Annotated in this window: 29 protein-coding genes and 1 pseudogene; 5 read left to right on the forward strand and 25 right to left on the reverse strand. The window is 69.7% G+C overall.

The annotated features are described in order from the left end of the window. Positions 1 to 29: 29 nt before the first annotated feature. The 14 genes and pseudogenes from AB0N17_RS42430 to AB0N17_RS42495 form a co-directional block, all read right to left on the reverse strand. Complete coding sequence (locus AB0N17_RS42430; RefSeq protein WP_366017042.1) at positions 30 to 383, reverse strand: hypothetical protein; 354 nt, start codon at positions 381 to 383, stop codon at positions 30 to 32. Between the two features lie 70 nt (positions 384 to 453). Continuing rightward, the gene (locus AB0N17_RS42435; RefSeq protein ID WP_366017043.1) at positions 454 to 837 is read right to left on the reverse strand and encodes a hypothetical protein; all 384 of its coding nucleotides are present in this window, start codon (positions 835 to 837) and stop codon (positions 454 to 456) included. Positions 838 to 873: 36 nt separating this feature from the next. Next, complete coding sequence (locus tag AB0N17_RS42440; protein ID WP_366017044.1) at positions 874 to 1,620, reverse strand: hypothetical protein; 747 nt, start codon at positions 1,618 to 1,620, stop codon at positions 874 to 876. Positions 1,621 to 1,862: 242 nt separating this feature from the next. Then, positions 1,863 to 2,363: a hypothetical protein gene (locus tag AB0N17_RS42445; protein ID WP_366017045.1), complete on the reverse strand. Its 501-nt coding sequence runs from the start codon at positions 2,361 to 2,363 to the stop codon at positions 1,863 to 1,865. 141 nt (positions 2,364 to 2,504) lie between these two features. Then, positions 2,505 to 3,467, reverse strand: coding sequence for a phage Gp37/Gp68 family protein (locus AB0N17_RS42450; protein WP_366017046.1), 963 nt, complete (start codon positions 3,465 to 3,467; stop codon positions 2,505 to 2,507). Positions 3,468 to 3,605: 138 nt separating this feature from the next. Next, entirely contained in the window at positions 3,606 to 4,025 is a 420-nt protein-coding gene (locus AB0N17_RS42455; RefSeq protein ID WP_366017047.1) for a DUF4326 domain-containing protein, read from the reverse strand. Positions 4,026 to 4,125: 100 nt separating this feature from the next. Further along, positions 4,126 to 4,806, reverse strand: coding sequence for a hypothetical protein (locus AB0N17_RS42460; RefSeq protein ID WP_366017048.1), 681 nt, complete (start codon positions 4,804 to 4,806; stop codon positions 4,126 to 4,128). Next, positions 4,803 to 5,150 (reverse strand): hypothetical protein, encoded by a 348-nt coding sequence (locus AB0N17_RS42465; RefSeq protein ID WP_366017049.1) that lies wholly within the window; start codon positions 5,148 to 5,150, stop codon positions 4,803 to 4,805. Before AB0N17_RS42465 ends, AB0N17_RS42460 begins: the two co-directional genes overlap by 4 nt. 35 nt (positions 5,151 to 5,185) lie before the next feature. Further along, positions 5,186 to 5,575: a hypothetical protein gene (locus tag AB0N17_RS42470; protein WP_366017050.1), complete on the reverse strand. Its 390-nt coding sequence runs from the start codon at positions 5,573 to 5,575 to the stop codon at positions 5,186 to 5,188. Further along, positions 5,551 to 6,102, reverse strand: a complete 552-nt coding sequence (locus AB0N17_RS42475; RefSeq protein ID WP_366017051.1) for a hypothetical protein — start codon at positions 6,100 to 6,102, stop codon at positions 5,551 to 5,553. The genes AB0N17_RS42470 and AB0N17_RS42475 overlap by 25 nt, the downstream gene beginning before the upstream one ends. Further along, positions 6,083 to 6,736 (reverse strand): GGDEF domain-containing protein, encoded by a 654-nt coding sequence (locus AB0N17_RS42480; protein ID WP_366017052.1) that lies wholly within the window; start codon positions 6,734 to 6,736, stop codon positions 6,083 to 6,085. The genes AB0N17_RS42475 and AB0N17_RS42480 overlap by 20 nt, the downstream gene beginning before the upstream one ends. Further along, positions 6,733 to 6,969 carry a hypothetical protein gene (locus tag AB0N17_RS42485; RefSeq protein WP_366017053.1) on the reverse strand — a complete coding sequence of 79 codons (237 nt, stop codon included), beginning with the start codon at positions 6,967 to 6,969 and terminating at the stop codon, positions 6,733 to 6,735. Before AB0N17_RS42485 ends, AB0N17_RS42480 begins: the two co-directional genes overlap by 4 nt. Before the next feature lie 377 nt (positions 6,970 to 7,346). Next, a complete protein-coding gene (locus tag AB0N17_RS42490; RefSeq protein ID WP_366017054.1) occupies positions 7,347 to 7,694 on the reverse strand; it encodes a hypothetical protein in 348 nt (115 codons plus the stop codon). After that, positions 7,687 to 8,322, reverse strand: a pseudogene (locus tag AB0N17_RS42495) (ATP/GTP-binding protein); the annotation flags it as partial. The pseudogene AB0N17_RS42495 and the gene AB0N17_RS42490, both read right to left, overlap by 8 nt. 470 nt (positions 8,323 to 8,792) lie before the next feature. On the opposite strand from AB0N17_RS42495, the gene AB0N17_RS42500 reads away from it, so the two are divergent. From AB0N17_RS42500 to AB0N17_RS42510, 3 genes are read left to right on the forward strand one after another with little or no spacing between them, the layout of a single operon-like run. Next, positions 8,793 to 9,116 carry a hypothetical protein gene (locus AB0N17_RS42500; protein WP_366017055.1) on the forward strand — a complete coding sequence of 108 codons (324 nt, stop codon included), beginning with the start codon at positions 8,793 to 8,795 and terminating at the stop codon, positions 9,114 to 9,116. 44 nt (positions 9,117 to 9,160) lie between these two features. Next, a complete protein-coding gene (locus tag AB0N17_RS42505; protein ID WP_366017056.1) occupies positions 9,161 to 9,349 on the forward strand; it encodes a hypothetical protein in 189 nt (62 codons plus the stop codon). Positions 9,350 to 9,403: 54 nt separating this feature from the next. After that, the gene (locus AB0N17_RS42510; RefSeq protein WP_366017057.1) at positions 9,404 to 9,850 is read left to right on the forward strand and encodes a hypothetical protein; all 447 of its coding nucleotides are present in this window, start codon (positions 9,404 to 9,406) and stop codon (positions 9,848 to 9,850) included. Positions 9,851 to 10,049: 199 nt separating this feature from the next. Here the strand turns inward: AB0N17_RS42510 and AB0N17_RS42515 are convergent, their stop codons facing one another. Together AB0N17_RS42515 and AB0N17_RS42520 are read right to left on the reverse strand one after the other, a co-directional pair. Next, complete coding sequence (locus AB0N17_RS42515) at positions 10,050 to 10,583, reverse strand: DUF6262 family protein (RefSeq protein WP_366017058.1); 534 nt, start codon at positions 10,581 to 10,583, stop codon at positions 10,050 to 10,052. After that, complete coding sequence (locus AB0N17_RS42520; RefSeq protein WP_366017069.1) at positions 10,580 to 11,275, reverse strand: tyrosine-type recombinase/integrase; 696 nt, start codon at positions 11,273 to 11,275, stop codon at positions 10,580 to 10,582. Before AB0N17_RS42520 ends, AB0N17_RS42515 begins: the two co-directional genes overlap by 4 nt. 221 nt (positions 11,276 to 11,496) lie before the next feature. On the opposite strand from AB0N17_RS42520, the gene AB0N17_RS42525 reads away from it, so the two are divergent. Beyond that, positions 11,497 to 11,640: an SWIM zinc finger family protein gene (locus AB0N17_RS42525; RefSeq protein WP_366017070.1), complete on the forward strand. Its 144-nt coding sequence runs from the start codon at positions 11,497 to 11,499 to the stop codon at positions 11,638 to 11,640. A gap of 1,437 nt (positions 11,641 to 13,077) precedes the next feature. Here AB0N17_RS42525 and AB0N17_RS42530 read toward each other — a convergent pair. The 8 genes from AB0N17_RS42530 to AB0N17_RS42565 all read right to left on the reverse strand — a co-directional run bounded on the left by AB0N17_RS42530 (position 13,078) and on the right by AB0N17_RS42565 (position 20,257). Further along, positions 13,078 to 14,223, reverse strand: coding sequence for a tyrosine-type recombinase/integrase (locus tag AB0N17_RS42530; protein ID WP_366017059.1), 1,146 nt, complete (start codon positions 14,221 to 14,223; stop codon positions 13,078 to 13,080). 120 nt (positions 14,224 to 14,343) lie between these two features. Beyond that, a complete protein-coding gene (locus tag AB0N17_RS42535; protein WP_366017060.1) occupies positions 14,344 to 14,721 on the reverse strand; it encodes an ATP-binding protein in 378 nt (125 codons plus the stop codon). Positions 14,722 to 14,849: 128 nt separating this feature from the next. Then, entirely contained in the window at positions 14,850 to 15,101 is a 252-nt protein-coding gene (locus AB0N17_RS42540) for a hypothetical protein (RefSeq protein ID WP_366017061.1), read from the reverse strand. 277 nt (positions 15,102 to 15,378) lie between these two features. Then, entirely contained in the window at positions 15,379 to 15,837 is a 459-nt protein-coding gene (locus tag AB0N17_RS42545) for a transcriptional regulator (protein ID WP_366017062.1), read from the reverse strand. Positions 15,838 to 15,933: 96 nt separating this feature from the next. Then, complete coding sequence (locus AB0N17_RS42550; RefSeq protein WP_366017063.1) at positions 15,934 to 16,659, reverse strand: hypothetical protein; 726 nt, start codon at positions 16,657 to 16,659, stop codon at positions 15,934 to 15,936. Positions 16,660 to 16,755: 96 nt separating this feature from the next. Beyond that, positions 16,756 to 17,418 (reverse strand): hypothetical protein, encoded by a 663-nt coding sequence (locus tag AB0N17_RS42555; protein ID WP_366017064.1) that lies wholly within the window; start codon positions 17,416 to 17,418, stop codon positions 16,756 to 16,758. A gap of 65 nt (positions 17,419 to 17,483) precedes the next feature. After that, a complete protein-coding gene (locus AB0N17_RS42560) occupies positions 17,484 to 17,618 on the reverse strand; it encodes a hypothetical protein (RefSeq protein WP_366017065.1) in 135 nt (44 codons plus the stop codon). A gap of 245 nt (positions 17,619 to 17,863) precedes the next feature. Further along, entirely contained in the window at positions 17,864 to 20,257 is a 2,394-nt protein-coding gene (locus tag AB0N17_RS42565; RefSeq protein WP_366017066.1) for a DNA translocase FtsK, read from the reverse strand. Between AB0N17_RS42565 and AB0N17_RS42570 the strand changes: the two genes are divergently transcribed. Continuing rightward, complete coding sequence (locus AB0N17_RS42570) at positions 20,235 to 20,705, forward strand: hypothetical protein (RefSeq protein WP_366017067.1); 471 nt, start codon at positions 20,235 to 20,237, stop codon at positions 20,703 to 20,705. The two genes, AB0N17_RS42565 and AB0N17_RS42570, sit on opposite strands and share 23 nt — an antisense overlap. Before the next feature lie 57 nt (positions 20,706 to 20,762). Here AB0N17_RS42570 and AB0N17_RS42575 read toward each other — a convergent pair whose 3' ends face one another. Then, a complete protein-coding gene (locus AB0N17_RS42575; protein ID WP_366017068.1) occupies positions 20,763 to 20,993 on the reverse strand; it encodes a hypothetical protein in 231 nt (76 codons plus the stop codon). Between the last annotated feature and the right edge of the window lie 144 nt (positions 20,994 to 21,137).

A 21,137-nucleotide genomic window follows, 5' to 3' on the forward strand; every position in this document is an offset into this window, starting at 1 on the left:
TCGTCGTTCGGATGCGCAACGTCTACCGACTAGGCCATGCGGGGGATGCACTCACGTCCGGCGTGTCGCCCGGTAGTCCGGTCAACACCTCGGTGGCGGCCGCCGGCGCACCCGATGGCGATGTGTCGGGGCCCGGCGGGCAGCTGGGCGTAGGCGGTGAGGTTGTCGAGGAGCTCGCGGGCGCCGGGGGTGGCCAGGACGACGTCCTGCACGCGGGGGTTGAGGCCGTCGAGGTCCAGGATGTCGCGGGCGGCGGCCGGGTCGCGGAGGCGGTCGCGGACGTCCTCGATGCGGTCGGCCTGTGGCGGGACCGGGCGGCCTTCCGCGTCCTGGTCGAGGTGGAGGTATCCGAACGACGTGAGCTTGATGCTGCGCTCAGACATGGGGAGGGTCCCTTCGAAGAGGTGGAGGATCAGCGGGCGGCCGGAAGCGGAGAGCGGGCCGCCCGCGCGGTCAGTTGGCGTGTGCGGTGGAGGCGAGGAGCGCGGCCAGGGCCCGGGGCTGGTCGGAGGCTTCCAGCGTCCACAGCCGGATGGGCGTCTGGTCGACGGTGGTGTCGATGAATGTCATCCGCCACCAGAGCCAGTCGGGCATGCCGTCCTGGTGGGGCTCGGTGGTGCCGTAGGCGCTGGCGCCGGTCCGGTGGACGGTCGTGTTCAGTGCCTGTGCCCAGGCATGTAAGGCTGTCCTGTCTTCGACCTGGATCAGGGCTGCCGGTCCGAGGCCCTTCACGTCGGCGGCGTCCACCGACTTCGCGGAGAGGCCGGGGTGGGCGGCCAGTAGGGCGGCGGCCGCGTCGGAGGCCGGAGTGCTGGGGGTGGGAAGGGCGGTGGTCATGGTTCCTCTCGTTGCCGTGGTTCGCGGCGGCCGTCGTCAGGCCGTTGCCGCCGGGGTGGTGGGGTCGGCCGGCGGAGTGCTGGTGGCGGCGGGGGTCGCCTGCCGGGCGCGTTGGGCGTCGAGTTCGGCGTGGCGATGCTGGAGCTGGTCCATGGCCGTGTGGTCGGTCAGGGCCGTGGTGATCAGGTCGCGCTGGTACTCCATTCCCTCGTAGATGCCGCGGTGGTAGCGGCAGGAGTCCTGGGCTTCGGCGCAGGCCGGGCAGTCCTCCCAGTCCTGCGGGTCGTACGGCGCCGTCTCCGGTCCGGGGAGTTCCCGCGTCTGTGGGATGGCGGCGGGGGAATGGGGGCTTGTGGTGAACAGGTCCTCCCGCCAGGTGTCCGGCATGGCGCGGAGGAAGTCGGCCAAGGCAGCCGCGATCTGCGGGTAGTGGTCGTAGAGCGATGCCCAGATCCGGCCGGCTTCGTCGGCCGGGTCGGTCTTGGGGGATAGCTCGTAGGCCTCGCGGGCGTAGGCGCGGATCTTCTCGCGGCGCTCCTCCCAGCCGGTGGTGTCGATGCCGGCTTCTACGGCTGCGCCCAGGATGCGGGTGTCGTTGAGGAACTCCGGGGCCAGCAAGGATTTGGCGAGGTTTTCGGCTGCACCGGGGTCCCTGCGGGCGAGCGCGGCGACCGCCTGGTCGGTGAGGTAGGCGCTGTCGCGGGTCCAGATGTCGGCGTTGGTGTAGGCGGTGGAGAGCATGCGGGTACGCAAGCGGGTGAGCTGGGGGGTGCTGTCCGTCATGGAGGGGCCCTCCTTTGGGGGCTGTCTGGTGGGCTGTGCTCAGGGGATGGGCGTCTCTGTCACCGGGCCGTGCTCGGCTACGAGGACCCGCCACCGGATCCACCGTGCCCCGGTGCAGGTCCACCGGGTGGGGCCGCGGGTCCACAGGCGACCGTGCCGGTCGAGGACCGCTTGTACATGGGCGGGTGCTTGGAACGAGCCGGGCCCGTTGGGCCGCCAGGTGCGGGCGGCTGTCGTACTGCTCAAGTGCTGGCAGCCACGGAGGTGGTGGTGGGGGCAACGATCCGGGCGGCTTCCGCGCGCCATGCCTCGCAGTCGCAGAACACCGACCGTTGGGGGTGTACAAGGCAGCCCCGGTGGTAGCGGTCGACTGCAGCGAGCAGTGTCGGGTGCGCGGTGCGGGCGAGACCGACGCTCCCCGTAACGCCGGGGTGGCCGTTCCAGGTGGAGTCAACGTCGAAGCCGCGGCGGCGGAGTTCGTCGGCGAGTGTCTCCAACTCGCCGGGGTCCAGCGGGTTCGCGGGTACGCGGTCGCCGTCGTTGTCGAGTTTGCACTCGACCTTGGAGACGTCCACGGATACGACGGGCAGGTTGCGTGCTCCGGTGGGACAGAACCCGTACCAGCGGTTGGCAGCCGGGTGGCCGAGGGTGATGCCGTGGTGCTGCTGGTGGGAGTTGTCGGGTTGCTCTGTCGCGTACAGCCAGTCCAGGCCGGCGGTCAGGATGTCGTCGAGAGTGGTCATGGTGGGGCTCCTGGTCAAGGGAGTGAAATGGCGTCCGGATGCGGGCCATGCGGTCGTGTCGCAGTCCGGTCGCTGTCGGCTGGATGGACTCCGCGCGGCGTTGTCGTGCTGCCGGCTGGTCTTTAGGCGCAGAGACGAGGGTCAGGCCCGGCACGACGGGCGGGTGGTGAGGGGCGGGACGGCGTCGTGGAGTTGGCCGTCCAGGAGGCGGCCGGCTCGCTTCTTGCCGAGGCGGATCATCTCGACGCGATGCCCGAGGTCGTCGACGGGTTCTCCGACCAGCACGCTTCCGGCTACAGGGCGGCTGCGGATGACGTGGTAGCCGCTGGGGGCCCACTCTCCCCACTGCTTGAGGAAGTAGTGCACGCCCGCGGCCTGACACTGGTCCCTGAGGCTGCGAGCCCAGGCGGGGTTCATCGGTCGGGCCTTGGGCCCGGATTCGCCGCCCGCGATAACCCAGTGGATGCGTGCCCGCCGGGCCCAGTGATCACCGACGTGTTCCATGCCGTCGACCACTGCGCCCTCGGGAGCATCCAGGTAGGGGTCAGTGACGTCGGTCCGCTCGACGAGGTACGGCGTCAGGTCAACGTGTTCGACCAGCGGCTCGCAGGACAGGAACCGAACCCGAGCGTTGATCTGGAGAAGGAGGGGGATCCGTTCGTCGGCGCGGCGTTGGTCTTCGACCGAGGTGCCTATCCAGACGTGGTCCGGCCAGGCGCCCGTCCAGGGCGCCATGGCGGACACGTTCTCCGGCCTCTTGGTCAGCAACTGCCAGCGCAGCCAGGGTGTCTGCTCGATGATCTCCCAGAGCCGCGCGCGGGCGGTCGTGACCTGGGGGTGGTCCTCGAAGACGTCGCCCATGCTGGCGGCGAACACGCGGAGGGGGACGCCCGTGCGTTCTGCCTCGCGGTTCCACGTCAGGGGCTTACGCCAGTACGCGTCGGAGAGCATCCGGCGTTGGCCGCCAAGGTGGAACACGTCGTGGCCCCACCGGCGGGCGAATTGGTCCGCGTAGCAGTTCCTGCACCCGGGCGAGATTCGTGAGCACCCCCACCACGGGTTGAAGGTCTTGTCCGTCCACTCGATTCCGGTGTGGTCACCCACGGGTCTCTTCTCCTGCGCGGTTGGGGATGGTGGTGGTTGCGGAGGTCGGGGAGTGGCTGAGGTAGGAGGCGTAGGCGGTCTCAGCGAACCGCCACGCGGCGCGGTGGCCGCAGCGCGACGGCGCCGTTGTGGAGCCGGTCACGTGGTGGTCCTCTCGGGGGGTGCGGCCAGTTCCAGGAGCACGGTCGCGTGGCAGTGGTCGGGCTCGCCTGCGCTGGGCAGTGGGCAGGTGCAGGCCAGGTCACGGCCCTGCAGGCGGCTCAGGCCGGTGAGGACGCGGCGCCGGTCGAACCTCCTTCGGCCGACGGCGTAGGTGTCGGGGCCCTCACCGTGCAGCCAGGCCCGGTAGCAGGTGCTGGCGTGCTCGCGGGCGGCAGCGGGTGAGCCCAGTTCCCGGGCGGTGCCGTCCGGTGCGATGACGACGCTGTTTTCGACGCGCCAGGGGTTTCCGTAGCGGCTGCTTCGGTCGACGATCATCGCGCTTCCGACGCGCCAATCCTTTGTGCGCTTGCGCTGGGTGCGAGTTGGCATGGTGTCCGCCTGGGGGAGGCTGGACATGGCGCTCCTTCGTGGTGTTGTGGTCCGGTCCGGGGGGAGGCAGCCGGGGCGGCCGGGCTCGGTGGCCGGCGGCCGCCCCGGGCCGTATTGGGTGTGCTGGTCAGAGCGTGCGCGTGTTCCCCGTCCTGTTCGGCCAGGTGCGGCGGAGCCAGCTCCGCATTCGGTGCAAACGCGCCGGCCGCCGCCTGGTGGGCGGGGGCGGCGGCGTGGGGTCGGGCTCCGTGGGGTGGGTGTCGGCGGGTGCGGAGGTTGCGCGCCGTCGGTGGGCGGCAATGAGATCGCCAAGAGCGCTGGGGTCGTCGGTGGAGGCGACCCACTCTCCGGAGGTGTGCCAGAGGCTGGTGAGGCAGGCGTCGGGGTCGTTCCACGTCTGGTAGTCGCCGTAGCGCTCGATGTACCCGTACTCGGACAGGGCCACGGGGCCCAGCTCGTCCTCGCTGTCAACGTGGCTGAGGTCGACGCCGTTCTCCAGCACGTGGATGGCGCTGACCTGTAGCCGTATTCCGTCTCCGGGATCGCGGGGAAGCTCGAGGTGGCCGCTCACGCGGAGCAGGTCGCTGGCTCCTAGGTCGGTCACGACGGCGTGTGCCAGCCCGGGCTCGGTGACCGTGCAGGGCATGACGAGTTCGTCGATGCGGTCTTCGGTGGGTGAGACGACCAGTTGGAACCGGGTCGTCTCACCGGACAGGTCGTCGGGGAGGGACTCGTCGTCGAGATAGCCCTCCAGAACGATCAGGCCGCCGGGTTCCCCGGGAGGTGGGGCAGGCAGGGGCGCGTTCACCGCACGACCCTCCGTACCTGTCGGCCGCGGGGACGGAGCGCGCGGGGGAGCGCGCCGAGTGTCCTGCGGCGCTGGGCGTGCTCGCGGGCGTGGGCTCGCCCATGGGCGTGCGCGCAGGAGGTGCAGGGTTCTTCCCCGCGGGCTTCATGGCAGTTGTGGCCCTCGACCGTTCCATGCGGGGCGGTGATGCCATGCAGGGCGGCGAGGCGGTACAGGTCGCTGGGCTCGATGCCGGTGCGGGTGGTGATCGTGCGCTGCGTGAAGCCGTCGCGGAGCAGGGTCAGGGCGACGGCCTGCGCGGCGGTCAGTGCCGGCCGCGGGCTGGGTATGACGGAAGCCGCCATGGTGGAGTCCTTTTCAACGGAGTGCGGGAGGGCTGTCAGCTGGGCGATCCAGCGAGGTGGCGGGTGCCGGTGCGGACGAGACGCAGCGCCGGCCGTGGCGCTGCGGGTTGCCTCGGGGCAGACAGCTCGATGTCGGCGGTGTGGACCACCAGGCGCAGGTCACTGGTGTAGGTGTCGGGCAGGGCGAGGTAGCCGCTGACCGTCAGCGAGGTGCCGGGCTGCAGTGTGGCGAGGTCTGCAGCGGCCGCGGGGTCGGCCAGCGCGCAGGGCAGCACGGCCTCGCGGACTTCGTGATCGTGCCCAGCGGGGGCGCAGTTGTGGTCTTCGGGCGCGTACGTGAGCCGGAAGTAGGCCTGGCCATCGATGAGCACGGCGGGGTCGGCGAGCGTCCCGCTCAGGGTCATCGGGTGGGTGTGCACAGACATGCTGAACTCCTTCCGGTCCGTGCGGTGATTGCGGGCGCGGCCGGGGAAGAGGCAGCGGCGGCGATGCACGTGGCGGGTTCCTTGCGGAGATGAGCGGCGAGGCAGGCAGCGTTCGGGGGGAGCGCTGCTGCGACGCGGTGACGCAGGGGGTCGTCCGGAACCCAGATGCGTTGGCGTCCCTTCACCTGCGTGACGGGGGTGGCCAGTTGGATGACGTCGGAGAGCTCCCAGTGCCAGGTGCTGTCACGGTCGGCCCACGTGCTGCACCGTCCCTCGCAGTCGGTGTGCGCCTTGGAGATGCGGGCGACGGCCACTACGGCTCCCCTGGGCAGCTCCAGGTCTTGGGGCAGCTGGCGCACGGCCGCACGGTCGGTGTCGAGGCCGGCGTGGACGAGGATGAGCCCCTGATAGGTGGGCGGCCAGCCGCGGTTTTCGATGTCCTTGCCGAGGGCGGCCACTGCCGAGGCATGGGGCTGCCAGAGCGTCAGGGCGCGTACCGGGTACGCCTCACTGATCACGGGTTTCATACCGAGCCCCCGCTTCCCGTGCCGGGGAGGTGACGTTCACCGTGGAGGCCGTGAGGCTGGCGGCGCGGCGGTGGGCGCGGCGGCCGCTGCGCCCACGCGACTTTTTGATCGCGTACATGGCGGCGTCGGCGGCTTCGAGGACGGTCGAGGCCGACGGCTGCTGCACCTCGGCGACTCGAACTGCGCCGATGGAGGCGGTGACCTCGAGCGGGCCTCCCGGCCAGGGCACTGGCCGGGCGAGCTCGTGGGCCAGGCAGTCGATGAAGGCCTTCAGGTCCTGGACGCTGATCGCGGCGACGAACTCGTCCCCGCCGAGGCGGGCGCAGACGCTGCGGGGTCCGCCGTTCTGGGTGACGAAGTCGTCCAGCCGGGCGCCCTCAGCCGTGAGCACGGCGTCCCCGGCCTTGTGGCCGAAGTCGTCGTTGACGGGCTTGAAGCCGTCGAGGTCGAGGAGAAGCACGTGGGTGATGCGCCCCTGGCGGATCAGCCGTTCAGTGCGGTGCATCCAGGGGCGTCGCGTCCACAGGCCGGTGAGGGGATCCCGTCGTTCGGCGCGGAGCTTGCGGGTGAGCAGGCTGGCGTGAAGGGCCCATCCGGCTGCCAGTATCGCGGCGGTGAGCAGGATCGCGTTCACGGCTGCCCCGCTTCCGTGTCGGTGATGGGGCGGACGACGACGTACTGGTCGTCGGGCAGGGACTGGTGGACGTGGGCGCCGTCGCCGAAGGCCGCGGCCTCGGCATCGGCCTTCGCCAGGGCTCGGGGCTGGCCTGTGCCGATGGAGTAGAGGCGCTCACCGGGGCGGCCGGCGCAGCTCTGGCAGCCGGGTGCCAGGGACGTGGTTGCGGAGTGCGGTAAGGCTGTGGTCATCTCGAAGTGCCTCCGTTTCGGGGGTTGGTGGGGCGCGCCCGGTGGTTGGTAGGCCGAGGGCGCGCCCCGCGCGTGTGAGCGGGGCAGGGTTCCGTCGCCTTGTGGCGCGGCAGGGCGTGCGTCGACTCGAGGTAGGCGCGGAGCGGCTTTACTACGCAAAGGCCGGTGGGGTCGGAGGCCGGCGACCGCCGCGATGAGGGCGTTGTCGGCGGCAGTGTCCCGTTCGGGCGTTGGTTCCGGACCGCACGGGTGAGTGGCCTGGTCTCAGCCGGTTGCGCCCTCGGTGGCCCACGAGGCCGGTGACGAGCTGTACACGGCCGCTTCTGTCCCGCCATTCAGTCGGTCCGCCGGGAACGGGTGCGGGCGGGACGGCACGCTCATGCTTCGCCTCCTCCGGAGGTCTTGCCCTGTTCAAGCAGGCGTGCGTGCGTGCGGCGGATGAGCAGGGTGGTCAGGTGGTCACAGAAGACTCCCAGGAGGGCGGCCACGACGCAGCCGACCACAACCCACACGATTCGGGCCGCCAATCCGGTGAAGGCCAAGGACGTCAGGGCGCCGGCGAGCGTGGCAGCCCCGCCGATGATGGTGAGCGCGGCCGCGCCTACGGCGACGAGGCCGATAACGGCAAGCACTCCGGCAGCGGCGGCGGTGGACCTGCGCCTCACGGCCAACAGGCCGTGCTCGAGCAGTCGAATCCATGCTTGCAGGGAAGGCCCCTCATCCACGGATCGCCTCCATCGCCTGTGCTGCAAGGTCGGCGCGGCCTTCGGGGTCGTCGTCTTGGTCGTGGTCGTCGGCTTCCTGGTCGGTGCCGCCGTGCACGGTGCAGACGATGTCCTCGCTGCCGTCCAGCTCGCCAGCCAGCGCGCGGTACAGGCAGGTAATGCTGTAGACGGGCACCCAGGCGTAGCCGCTGCACTCGTCGTCGTACGGGCATGGCACCAGCGCGTCGAACCCGTAGTCGCCCTCGCCGTCGGCGTCGGTGCGCAGGGCAAGGGTGATGTACTGCTGGCCGAGGCGGATCTCCGCGACGCGGTCTCCGCCGGCGACGTCGGAGCCCGGCTTCCACTGCCACAGCGGCAGGATCTCCGGGCCGAAAACGCGGCGGACCAGGAGCAGGTCGCCCAGGCCGTCGCTGCCGTCCCGCCCGAGGTCGGCCTCGCGGGCCTCGGACAGGCTCCGCAAGAACGGCTCCAGGCGGTACAGGGAGCTGGAGAAGAGGACCTCGTTGAAGCCCTCCGCCCGCAGCAGCTGGTAGGAGTGGACCATCGCTTTGTGCTGCGCGCGGACGGTGTCGTCCCGCACGGTCCTGTTAGCCGGGCGCGGCCCCTGCCGTTCGACACAAACGGGCAGTTCTCTGGAGGTCGCCGAACCTGAGGCGGACTCTCCAAGGAGTCCTCGCAGCTCAGTGGCTATGGACAAGCACGATATTGATCGCAACACGTGTGGTGCAAGTCATGTCGCCATTCTCTCCTCGTTCGTGGCGTCGGGAGCCGTCGGTTGACTGCGGCGAAAGCCCCGCTCTGCCGGATCCGTCCCTTGGATGACCGGGGTCTTGGTGTCAGCCGGAACGCCGCAGCGGCCGAATCCTTGCTGCGCTTCAACGCGATCCCGCTGGAAACGACCGCCGCGACCACGACCACGAGTGCGCCCCGCCTGGGTACGTCTCCCCAGTTCATGCCGGGACGATAGCCGCGTGGAGGCCTCCTGGGCCCAGGACCTCTGATCACAGTCCGGCTACACACTCGGCACATAGCCTTCACGTAGCGCATGATGTCTTTCCAGCTCACAGCGCCTTTGGGGGGACTTTGCGCACTACCACCATGGCGGCGGTCGTCATAGCCGCCGCCGTGCTCGTCGGTTGCGGCACCAGCAGCGGAGCCCCGGACGACGCAACCCAGTTCTGCGCCTACTACGGGTCCCGCCTGATGACGATGACCGATACGACCCACACACCCGACCCGGCTCGAGTCGTTGAATCGGACCAGGAGATACAGGAGGTGGCCGACCGGATCTCCGCCACCGAGGATGGCGCCCACGGAATCGGAGACCTCACCCGCAGATTCATCAACCCCAGCAGCCCAGACGACGCCTCGTTCGCCGCCGCCGCCCTGCACGTGTACTGCAAGCGGCACGGTCTGACCTGACCACCACAACGGTCCATCCCCATCCAACCCGGAGAAGTCAGCCCATGCGTACTGTTGGAAAGCTGTTCTGGGGCCTGCTCGGGCTGGTCCTATCCCTACTCGCGCTTGGCGGCCTGATCGCCGTGTTCAAGAGCGGCTTCTTCCTCGACGTCCTGGTGAACCTGCTAATCACTGCCGCGCTCGCCGCGGCCGCCATCGGCTCCTGGAGACGCGCCGCACGTCGTCAGCTGTAGGCATGCGCCGAGAAGATCACGCAACTCGTCCCACCACACAGAGGGCCAGCACCGATGGGCATACGGGAAACAGCCAGGACAGAGCTCGCTCAGCGCCTTGCCGACAGGTCTCGCGCGCTCAGAGATCGCTTTCAGCAGGGAGAGACGCCCGTCGCGAGTAGCGCTGGCGACCTCACCCTCCAGAAACTGCCGACGACTCCCGAGGGGTCGGTGGACGAGATCATGGCCCTCTACCCCGTGCCTGACGGAGACTTCGTTCTGACCGATCGGACCTTGTACTACCGCGACAAGCGGGGCCACGTCTATCTCTTGCCTCTCGCGTCGATTACCGCATGGCGGCAGAGACGGACTGAGTACTACGACCACCTGCCTTCAAGGCTTCGAAGGCGCATCTTGGAGATCGACATCCGTACGTCCGACGGGAAGCAGTACCTCATCGAGACGGGCAAGATCTTCGCTAGGCAGATTCGCAAGACGGGCAAGATCCGCCGCCGGTGGTGATGCCGGGGAGCCACACGGCCTCAGCGTTCGACGCGGAGGCTGTGTGGCTGTGTCAAGTCCGGACAGCGACGGCGTGCCCTCCGGCGGGCAAACATCCCATGCGCTGGGGCGATGCACGACTGGGTCAGCAAGAAGCGCAGCGAGCGCGGAACTCCTGCTGGTGATGGCAGCGAGCAGCAGCCTGTCCGTGGCTCCTCCCTCACGCTTCCGCTAGCCGTACGGTGTTGAGTCGGCTGATCATCTGGCGGTTGGCCGCCCGTGCGGCCTGGAGGTCCTCATCGCGCTCTTCGAGCTGCCCAATTAGGTCGAGGACCTGCTGTTCCAGTGCGGTGATCCGACTCTTGAGCTTTTCGATGTCGTCAGGGGCGCCCAGGCCGGACTCCCGCCACGCCTTCTCACCAAGCACCTCGGAGAGCTTGGTCTCCAGGTGTCTCACGCGGGCGGTGAGCCGGTTACCGCGGTCCAGGGCGTTCGCCAGATCCGCCTGGAGGGATGCCCGGCTGACGAGGGGACCAGCGTCGTCACCAGGCGGCTCGGCGCTGGCGGCGTGGACTTGGGCGAGCAGGTCCTTGTGGCGATAGAGAAAGGCGCGGTCGACTCCGGCCTGCCGTGCGATGCCCGAGACGCTGATGGTCGTGCCGGCTCGCCTGGCCGAGTTGATCGCTTTGATGACGCGCTGTCGGCGGCGGGCTGAGTCGGCTTTGCGGCCTTCGATCAGGGGGTTGGTGTTCATGCGGTCCGATTCGGTCGGATGTCGGGCAGGGGCTGACGGACACGGGGCAGGCCAAGGTGGACGACGCTGCTGCGGGCACGTCGGACGAGGGCTGTGGCATGTTCGATCTCGGCGCGTTCTTCGTCGGAGAGCTCGTCGACGGAGTCCTTGACGCGGCGGATAAGGCGGCGGACGCGGATGATCTCCTCATCGGAGGGCAGGGCCTCGGCTTTCGCCCAGTCGTCAGCGTCGACCGCGGCGAGCAGCCTCTCGCGGTTGCGCAGCAGATCGGCGAGGTAGGTCTCCAGGTCGGGCAGGTAGGAGATGTCGGTGCGGAAGTGGCCGCAGCCGACGCAGCGGAACCGGACGGGGCAGTCCTGGCCGTTCGCGGCGACGTTGGACGGCTCGCTGCACACCCCGTAGGGGACGGCGACCTCGCCGACAGCGCGCCGGAGGTGTTCGGTGTCCAGCAGGGCCTTGGCCTGCCTCCAGATACGGTTGCCGTGACGGTCGAACTGCATCTGGGTGACCCGCTCGATGGCTTCCCGGCGGCGCTGTTCCCCGACGCGGTAGTACTGCTGCGTGGTGACCAACTGCTCGTGGTCCATGAGCTGTTGTAGAACGTCCACGGGGACGCCGGCGTCCGCGTGGCGTTGCGCGTAGGTGTGCCGGTAGGCGTAGGGGAAGATCTTGATCTTGTCGAACGGCAGCATCTTGGTGACGGGATGGCCCCCGACTTCGACCTTGGCCGCGACGTGGATGTCGGGTAGCGAGTCCACCCAGATCCGGTGTCGGCCGGAGACCCAGCTGGGGCTGATGCAGCGGGTGCCGTCCACGCACCGGTAGGTGGTCGGTAGCAGCTTCAGCCGGTTCTGCGGCGTGTCCGGGTACCGGGCGCGGACACGTTCTTGCTGGTCGGTGATCAGTCCGGCGGTTGCTTCCGGGATGGGAAGGCGGCGGCCGTAGCGGTGCGACTTGTAGTTGTCGTAGATCAGGACCGGCTTGCCGTCACCGTCGCGCTGCAGGCAGTCCCAGGCCAGTTTGCAGATCTCGACCGGGCGTCGGCCGGTGTCGATGAGGAGCTCGATGGCCAAGCGGGCTTCCCGGTTGTGCTCTTCCTCCAGCCGCAGCAGGTGGGCGCAGAGAACTTCCATCACCTCGGGGGGCAGGTCGTGGCCAGCCTCGTCTTCGTCGGGAAGGGCGGGCACGTCCTCCAGCCCCATGGCGAAGTCATCCGGGATTCCGTGCACGGGCTGGCCCGGCCGGGTCAGGCCCATCGCCCGCATCCGGAGCAGGGAGCGGCGCAGATACTGGCAGTTGTCGTGGCGGCTTCTGAGCGTGATCTCCCCGCGCTGTTCAAGGTAGGCCAGGCGGTTGCTGAACGCGACGATGTCCCCGCGGCCCAGAGCGGCGGGGTGCGCGCCGCGGTCTTCGCGCTGCAGGCGCAGGCTCTCGGAGAGCTTCTCCATGGCGTTGACGTGGGACTGAACGGTGTCGCCGACGTTGTCGCCGCGGCGCCGGGGCAGGTCGTCCCAGGCCCACATCTTCGCGGCCTGCCGCAGCCAGGGCTGCGTGATGCCGGTGAACCGCAGCCATCCAGTGTGCCCGAACGCCTGAAGATCCCACGCATCCTTGTGGCGCTCGGTCTCGGGGGACAGGCTCCGGCGGTTGGCGTACTTCACGAAGGCGTCGCGCAGTTGCCGGTGCAGTCCGCTGCTGAGGCTGCTGCTGTCCAGTTCCTCGACCGAGGACACTTGCCGTCGGCGCAGCAGGTCGCAGAACGGCCGCAGTTTGTAGTACGGGGTCCGCACGCAGTCCCGGATCCGTTCCTGCAGGCCGTAGAGAACTTCGGCGACGACCCGGTTGGGCAGGCCGCGCAGGTTGACCTCGTTGGCTTCGTCGATGGGTGTCGACGTGCGCCGCCAGTGCCCCTCGTCGAAGTCCCTGACCCGGCGTCGAAGGTCACGGAGGCGGGCCTTGTGCGCCTCGCAGTAGGGCGACGTCTTCCCCGGCCGCTGTCGCACGCATGCCGCTGTCTGGCACAGGCCATACGACGGCAGAGCCTTCACCTCGGGGTGGACGAGGAAGTCCTCCATCGGCAGCTTCAGCGTGACTGTCCGCTGATAGTGGTGCGCCGCGCACAACCGGACGCGCGCGCCCTTCCAGGGCCGCGGGCAGCCGGCGATCACGCAGTTCTCGATACCCAGGTAGCGTCCGGCCTGGGCCACGGGCGACACGGCAAACTCCTCGGGACTGAGGTCTTGCCATTGCCGCTTCCAGCGGCTCCGGCAGCCAGAACACAGCCCGGACGCGTAGGTGCTGGCGCGGTAGCAGCCGGGGACGATGCAGGCCTTCACGCCCAGGTACGGGTGGTCGTACGGGAAGAACAGCAGCCTCGTCTGCGGATCCCAGCCCAGCAGGGACAGGAAGTCCGGTTCGACAGCCGCCCGGATTTCTGCGGTGATCGCGTCGAACTCGTCCGTTTCGAAGGAGGCCGGCTTCGGCAGGCTGATCGTCACCGGCCCACCCCGTCGACCAGCTCACGCGGCGTGGGCACCCGCTCGATCGCGGCGCGCAGGCGCGCAGGTGAGGGGTGCAGATACGGCTGGGCCGACGCTGGCTGCGACTGTCCCAGCAGGTTCTGGATCTCATCGAGCGTGCCGTCGGCATCCGCGACGTTGCTGGCGAATCCGTGACGCATCCGGTGGGGCGCCACATGCTCATCCACTCCAGCCCGCCGGGCCAGGGCCTCAATCAGCTCGCCGATCGCATCGGGCGTGACCGCCGACCCCAGCGGCGGCCGGAAGAGGTTGACCAGCAGGAAGTCACTGCCGCCGGCGCCCAGGCGCCCGTGCCGTTCGGCGACGTACTGGTCAAAAGCCTGGACGACCAGGAAGTCCACCGGCATCACCCAGGCGCGACGCGACTTCGACCACGCCCCGTTCGGGTTCTGCCGCCGCACCACGTGAAGGTGGGGCCCTTCCACGTCGCAGCCCAGCACGCGGGAGTCCATCAGCAGGTGACAGTCCTCGCGGCGCAGCCCGGCAACCTGGCCCCGGCGCAGCCCGACCCGCGCCAGCAACAGCACGACCAGCCGGTCCCGAGCATTGCGACATGCCTGGAACATCGCCACCACCGCTTCATCGCTGGTGCGGTCCACCTGCGACTCCGGCTCCTGCAGCCGGTGACGTGCCTTCAGCCGGTACTCCAGCCCAGCACCTTCAACCTGGGCTTCGTGCGGCAGATCCCGGGTATCGGCCAGCTCGTAGATCTGACCAAGCACCCACGACGGCACCTCGCCCATCCGGATCGCATGGGCCAGCAAGCCGCGCACCCCGGTCAGGATGCGGTTGATGCGCCGCTCGCCGCGCACCGCCACCGCGCCAGGCCCGGACACTACAGTGCCCACCGATCCGTCTGCCTGTACCGGCGTGTATTTCAGCCACACCATGAACAGGCCCAGGTCCTGGGCCGCCACCCGCCAGTCACGCGCGGTCCGACGACACCAGCTCAGGTACAGGGCGACGTCGCCGGCGTACGCCTTCGTCGTCAACTCCGCGCGATGCTGACCGAAGCGGAGGTGACGCAGCCAGTGATCCGCTGGCCGCACCACGTCCAACCCGTCATCAAGGACCGTCCAGTACCGCGTTCCGGAGGGCATCCGGACTGGGAAAGCCCGCACTTTTCACCTCATGCTCTGGGACTTGTGCAACGACCGGCCACAGAGCCGCACCCTCTGAGAACCGGCCCGCGGCTCCCAACGAGGTGGTCCCCGGCAACGTCACGCCACAGGTTCGAGACCCCCGAAGAAGTCGGCCGGGGTGGCGACGATGACCGCGATGGCGGGCATGTGGTGCCGTGTGGCAGCGGAGACCAGCGGGGCCCTGGCCTCGGCCGACACGTTGGTCGCGTCCACGATCGTGTTACGCCGGCGGGCCATCCGGCGCTCCAGGATCAGATGCAGGGCGTCGACCGCGTCGCCTGTCGCCTCCTGGCAACCGCAGTCATCGCTAACGGCAGCACGCAGGGCGTCAAGCGAGAGGACCTGGCTCGCGGGCCAGGTGGTGGCCAGCGTCGACTTGCCCGCGCCAGAGGCACCGATCAACACGATCAGCGCGTTCTCCGGCAGGTCCGGGTACAGCGGCATCGGCGAGGTCATACGTGATCTCCTTGCAGGTCGAGGAACGGGTCGCCCAGCGCAGGCACGGGGCGGGGTTGTCGGTGATGAGCACGGTGGCCTCGTGCAGGTAGCAGGAGGCGTCGCCATCGCGGGCGTCAGGTCAGGAGTCAGCGGGTGCGGATGCGGGGCAACTTGGCGACCCACTGCCGCAGCTGGTCCCAGCGGGTGGGGTGCGTGTGCCGCCAGGCACTGCGGTCCAGGCCGTACTGCGTGGGGAAGCTCTGGGAGGCGCCGCAGGTGCACGCCCAGGCGTAGGGCTCGGGACGCGTGTCGTCGCGGGTCGCGGTGACCGTGACCTGGGTGCCGTCGTGGCGTCCGTGGTAGGTGCCGACCCAGAACTGCGTCTTCTGGTCCTTCATCGGATTTCCTTCGGGTTCGGGTGCGCCCACCCAGGGCGCACCGACGTGGAAGCGAGCGGGAGTGGTGTCGTCGGGTCAGTGCTGGAGCCGGTGGACGTTGTCCGGTTCGTCGTCCAGGCCCTCGTGGTCGGGGGCAGGAGGCGCCGGGATGTGGATCTCGGGCCGGATGTCGATCTGGGACTGGAAGCCGTGCTGTGGATGACAATGGGCGCAGGCTCAGGCGCCAACGGGAGGCCGGAGCGGACGCGCCGGCCTGCGTGCGACACCGCCCCCGCCTTCACCGCTCGGATGCCGCGATGACGGCCGCGACGGTTTCCACGGTGTGATGGAACGCCTGGTCAAGGGCGTAGGCGCCGCCCATCGGACCGCCCAGGGTGTAGAAGTTGCCCTTGCCGGTGGCGTCGGCGATGGCCTTGAGGTGGATCCGCCGGTCGGCCCACCAGTGGGTGGCGGCCGAGAGGGCGAGCGCGGCAGCGACCCGGCTGGGCTTCAGGCGCAGTCCGATGGCTCGGGATCCGGCGAACAGAGCGACGGCCTGGGTGGCGGTGTACGTGGCGACGTGTGCGGTGCAGGCGATGCGGCCAGCCCGGCTGGACTGGCCCTCGTTCTCGTCGTGCTCGCCCTTGGTGACGGCCTGGTGGTCGGACTGGATCCAGTGGTCGCCGAGGTCCGCGGCCATGCGCATCAGGGCGTAGGCGGTGGCGAAGCGGATGGCCCGGGTGCTGGGATCGGCCATGGTGGAGGTGCTCCTCATCTCTCTGGTCGGGTGTGGTGTGGCAGTACAGGTGGCTCTCGGGGCAGCCAGCTGGCCGATCGCTCGGTAGCGGCGGCGTCAGGTCGTCCCCGGGGTGTTCGGGAAAGGCGTCGTCGACGGGGCGGCCGAGCTGTTCGTCGCCTTGGTCCGCCGGGAGGCGGTGCTGATGACGCGCCGGATTTCAACTGCGCACGTGCCACACAGGAAGCGGCACACCGCGGCGAAGGGGTCGGTCGTGCCGGTGCCGAGCTCGGCCAGGCAACCGCAGTTGTCGCAGACCAGGCCGATGAGCTTGCGGAGTTCGTCGAGCTGGCTCGCGAACGCGGCGCGCTCGTCGGGGAGCATGGCGGCGACGATCCGCCGAGCGTCGTTCCGGTCGCCGGCGAGTACGGCATACACGGCTGCCGTCTCCGGGAACGCGGCAACGGCGGTCGCCGCGACGTCGGTCGGGGGGCAGCAGGTCGGCGGCTGGAGATCGCGGTCGTCGTCTTCGGCTGGGTCGGGGTCGGGGGGCACCAGCGTTGCGGGCGTCTCGTACGGGGCGGTGATCTTGGCGAGGGCGGCGCGGATGCGGTCGGCGTTGCCCAGGACGAAGGAGCGCTGCTGTTCGGGCGTGATGCCGTTCAGGTGAGCGGTGGTCTCGTCCTCGGGCGGGCCGGCCGTCTCGGCCAGGTGCTCCAGGTGGAGCGTCGCCACGACCAGCTCGCTGATCATCGGCGTTTCTGTGGCTCGGGTGCTGGGGCGCACGGCCTCGGCGGACTCGGGTGCCTCCGCGCGGCTGTGGGTGATGTCCATGGTCGTCATGGGGCGCTGGCCCTCCGTGTCGGTCGGAGCCCGTCTGCCGGGCCTCTGCACTGCCCCGGCCCGCGGGGGGTCGGGGCGGCACAGGGGTCCGGCAGGTCAGGCGCTGACCGGCTCGTCCTCCACCTCGTGGTTGAGGTGCTGCTCCAGGAGGTCACGCACCTGGTCCATGGACGTGACGGGTACCGGCTCGTCCTCGGTCTCCGGGACGACGAAGGCGTATTCGTGGGTCGCGAACTTGCCGTCCTCGTTCTTGCGGTAGTGCAGGTAGGCGCCGTCGGTGAGGGGGAACAGGGCGCTGGTGCCGTCGATGCCCACCCACAGCTTGGCCTTGTGCAGGAGGTTCCCGGCGGGGTCGATCTTCCCGGAGTACATCGCGGCCTCGTGGGCGCCGCCGGCCCGGGCTGCCTCGGTCAGGCGGTCGATGAGTTCCTCGGCGTCGGTGGGCAGGTCCTCGTCCGTCTCCTGTGTGTCCAGGCCGTAGGCCGGGGAGGTCGTGGTGCGGGTGAGGGCGCGCAGCGGCGACATGAACGAGTCGAGGAGCTCGCTGACCCCGAAGGCGAAGGCGATTGCGATGAGGCCTGCGCAGAAGGCGGCCCAGGTCGGTGTGGTGCTGCCGGGCCAGCCGTCGACTCCGGCGGCGGTCAGCAGGGCCGGCGCGTTGTAGCCCAGTACGCCGCCGGTTCCGGCGGCGGCCAGCATGACGACGTTTTCGAAGCCGGCCATGGCAATGGCGGCGGTGGTGCGCATGGTCTTGCCCATGGAGTTCTCCTCCTAGGGGAGTCCGGGAGCGGTGTGGAAAAGCGGGGAGGCCGCCCGATCCGGGATCAGGCGGCCTGCGGAAGGGGACCGAGCAGCTGGTGGTGCGCGTCGCGTTGGCCAGCGACGGTCACGTGCTCGTCCTGAGACCCGATGAGGTTGTCTGCTGTGTTGTCCAAGGCGAGCGCGGGCGTGAAGTCCATGGGGGCACCTCACCCGTCGGCCCCGACCAGGACGGCGACCATCAGCCCCGACCACCGGTCACGATCAGGCAACGTGTTGCCTGATCTGCCGTGGTCGGGGTGTTGGTCGGGCCGACCATGACGGACCCGGGCGCTGAAGTGCCCGGTCCCGCGTTGTGGTCGGACCTGTACCGCCGCGGAGAAGGCGTGATGATCGCTGCGTTGAGCTTGCTGCCCGCCGACTCCATGGCGGCGGTAGCGGCTCATTACAGCCGCTCTGCGCCAGTCGCGGTCCGACCCAGCTCCTGGAGGCTGTCGGGGTCCGCGTCTTCTCCTTGCGCGCTGCCGGGTATGGGACGGAGCAGTGCCAACACCCCGTCCAGTTCATCCGGCTTCACCAGGACGGCGCGCGCCTTGGAGCCCTCGCTGGGACCGACGATGTCGCGGGACTCCATGAGGTCCATCAGCCGCCCGGCCTTCGCGAAGCCCACCCGGAGCTTGCGCTGGAGCATGGACGTCGAACCGAACTGGGTGGAGACGACCAGTTCGGCCGCCTCGCACAGCAGGTCGAGGTCGTCGCCGATCTCTTCGTCGATCTCCTTCTTCTGCTGGGTGCCCACGACGTCGTCCCGGAAGACGGGCGTCATCTTCTCCTTGCAGTGCTGGACGACGGCCGCGATCTCGTTCTCGGTCACGAAGGCGCCCTGCATACGAGCCGGTGTGCTCGCCCCCATCGGCAGGAACAGTCCGTCGCCCTTGCCGATCAGCTTCTCGGCGCCGGGCTGGTCGAGGATGACGCGCGAGTCGGTGAGCGAGGCGGTGGCGAAGGCGAGCCGTGAGGGCACGTTCGCTTTGATCAGACCGGTGACGACGTCCACCGACGGCCGCTGGGTGGCAAGCACCAGGTGGATGCCGGCCGCGCGCGCGAGCTGCGTGATGCGCACGATCGCGTCCTCGACGTCGCGCGGGGCGACCAACATCAGGTCGGCGAGCTCGTCGACGATCACCAGCAGGTACGGGTACGGCTGGAGCTCCCGCTCGCTGCCCACCGCCGCCTTCACTGTGCCGTTTCGTACGGCTGCGTTGAAGTCGTCGATGTGCCGGAACCCGTACGCCGCGAGGTCGTCGTAGCGCAGGTCCATCTCGCGTACGACCCACTGGAGGGCCTCGGCGGCCCGCTTCGGGTTGGTAATGATCGGCGTGATCAGGTGCGGGATGCCCTCGTAGGCGGTCAGTTCGACCCGCTTGGGGTCGATCAGGACCATGCGCACCTCCTCGGGGGTCGCGCGCACCATGACGGACGTGATCAGGCAGTTGATGCACGACGACTTACCGGAGCCGGTGGCTCCGGCGACCAGGATGTGCGGCATCTTCGCGAGGTTGGCCATCACGTAGCCGCCCTCGACGTCCTTGCCGAGCGCGACCAGCAGCGGGTGGTCGTCCTGGGCGGCCGCGGCCAGCCGCAGCACGTCACCGAGGTTGACCATCTCGCGGTCGGTGTTGGGGATCTCGATGCCGACCGCGGACTTGCCGGGGATCGGGCTGATGATCCGTACGTCCGGGCTGGCGACGGCGTACGCGATGTTCTTCGTCAGCGCGGTGATCCGCTCGACCTTCACGGCGGGGCCGAGTTCGACCTCGTAACGCGTGACCGTCGGCCCGCGCGTGAACCCGGTGACGGCGACGTCGACCTTGAACTCGGTGAAGAGGTTCGTCAGCGAGGCGACGACCGCGTCGTTGGCCGCGCTGCGCGCCTTACCGGGGCCCCCGCGCACGAGGAGGTCGAGCGCCGGCAGGGAGTAGGTCATGTCGCCCGACAGCGGGAGCTTACCCGCGCGCGCGGGAAGGTCGCGCTCCTGGCCAGCGGGCGGCGCCTTGGTGAGGTCGGGGACCGCCCGGGGGGACGGCACCATCCCGTGCGGCTGGGCGCCGACGTGCGGCCGCGTTGCTGCGGCCTTGAGTTTCCCGCGCTGTGGGAGGGCCTCCTGCTGAACGCCCTTGTCGTCGTTCGCCTCCCCGGCGGACCCGCCACGGCTGGAGCGCGCGGGCATCGCCTCGCGCTTCTGCTCCGCGTGTCGCTCGTCGTCGCTGGGCACGTCGGCAGCTTGCCCCTCGACGACGCCGAGGTGCGCGCCGAGCGCCCGCAGCCGCTGCGGGATGGCGTTGACCGGGGTGGCTGTGACGACCAGCAGCCCGAAAACGATGAGCAGTACCAGCAGCGGCACGGCCAGCACGTCGCCCATGCTGTAGGTCAGCGGGGTTGCGACGCCCCAGCCGATCAGGCCGCCAGCGTCCTGTATGGCCTGCATGCTGTCGCTGCGGGCCGGCGAGCCACAGGCGATGTGGAGCAGCCCGAGCACGCCGATGACCAGGACGGACAGCCCGATGAGGACACGGCCGTCGCCTTCGGACGTCTCTGCGTGCCGGATGAAGCGCACGGCGATGCCGCCGAGCAGTATTGGCACCAGCAGGTCGAGCCGGCCGAAGGTGCCGGTCACCAGGATCTCAACGAGATCGCCGACCGGACCCTGCAGGTCGGCCCAGGTGCCCACGGCGACGATCAGGGCACTGGCGAGCAGTAGTAGCGCGGCGCCGTCCTTGCGGTGCGCTGGATCGAGGTTCCTGACGCTCCGCCCCATGCTGCGGAAGAGCCAGTACACGATCCTGGTGCTGGGCGACGTCTTCGCCGCAGCCCTCTTGGCGGGGGTCCTCTTCGCGGCGGGCCTCTTGGCCGGTGACCTTTTAGCCGCGGTCCTTTTCGCAGGGGCCCTCTTCGCGGCGGTCGTCTTGGCCGGTGACCTCTTCGCGGGGGGCTTTTTCGCGGCCGTCTTCTTGGCGGGGGTGTTCTTCACGGCGGGCTCCAGGGAGGTTGGGCAGGCAGGCGGTGCAGAGTCGGGTGACGGGGCCGGGTGGAGCGGTCGTCTTTCGGCGTCGCCACGGGGCCGGGTCTTCTGCTGTCAGGCGAGCGCGGTCGCGATGAGCGCGAGGACGGCCATGACGATGAGGACGACGGCGGCCAGCGAGAGGCGGATGGCCCGCCCCAGCCCCTGGAACTTGGGCAGCGCGTGCGGCCGATCTCCGATGCCACGGTGGCGAGCGCGTCTTTGAGGTTCTGCTCGACGAGCGAGTGCTGAGCGCCGGGCTCGGTCGTGGTCGGGGACGGGTTCACCGGGTGGCCTCCTTCGTCTTCCGCGCGGCCGGCGCCGGGGTCGGCACCGGCAGGCCCAGGCGTAGGGCGAGCGCGTGGCGGGCCGCGAAGTCATGGGCCGGGTCGTGGATGAAGTCGGCGACCGTACGGAGACGGCCGCGCAGCTTCTGCAGGTCGTTCTCGGCGGCGCGCAGGGCGGTGGACTGGGGTAACGGAGTGGTGTCCGTGGCCTCGGAGCGGCTGGTCATCAGGTTCCTGTCGGGGATCGGAGTGCGAGCCGGCGGCGGGCGCGGTGTTCGGCTCCGCGGCGACGTGGCCGGCGTCTCCTGTGCTGTCACGGATGCCCATGCTAGCGTCGCCCCGCCCGAAGTAATACGCCTGCATTAAAAAGT

Source organism: Streptomyces sp. NPDC051133, assembly GCF_040682635.1.
In the GTDB taxonomy this organism is placed as follows: Bacteria; Actinomycetota; Actinomycetes; order Streptomycetales; family Streptomycetaceae; genus Streptomyces.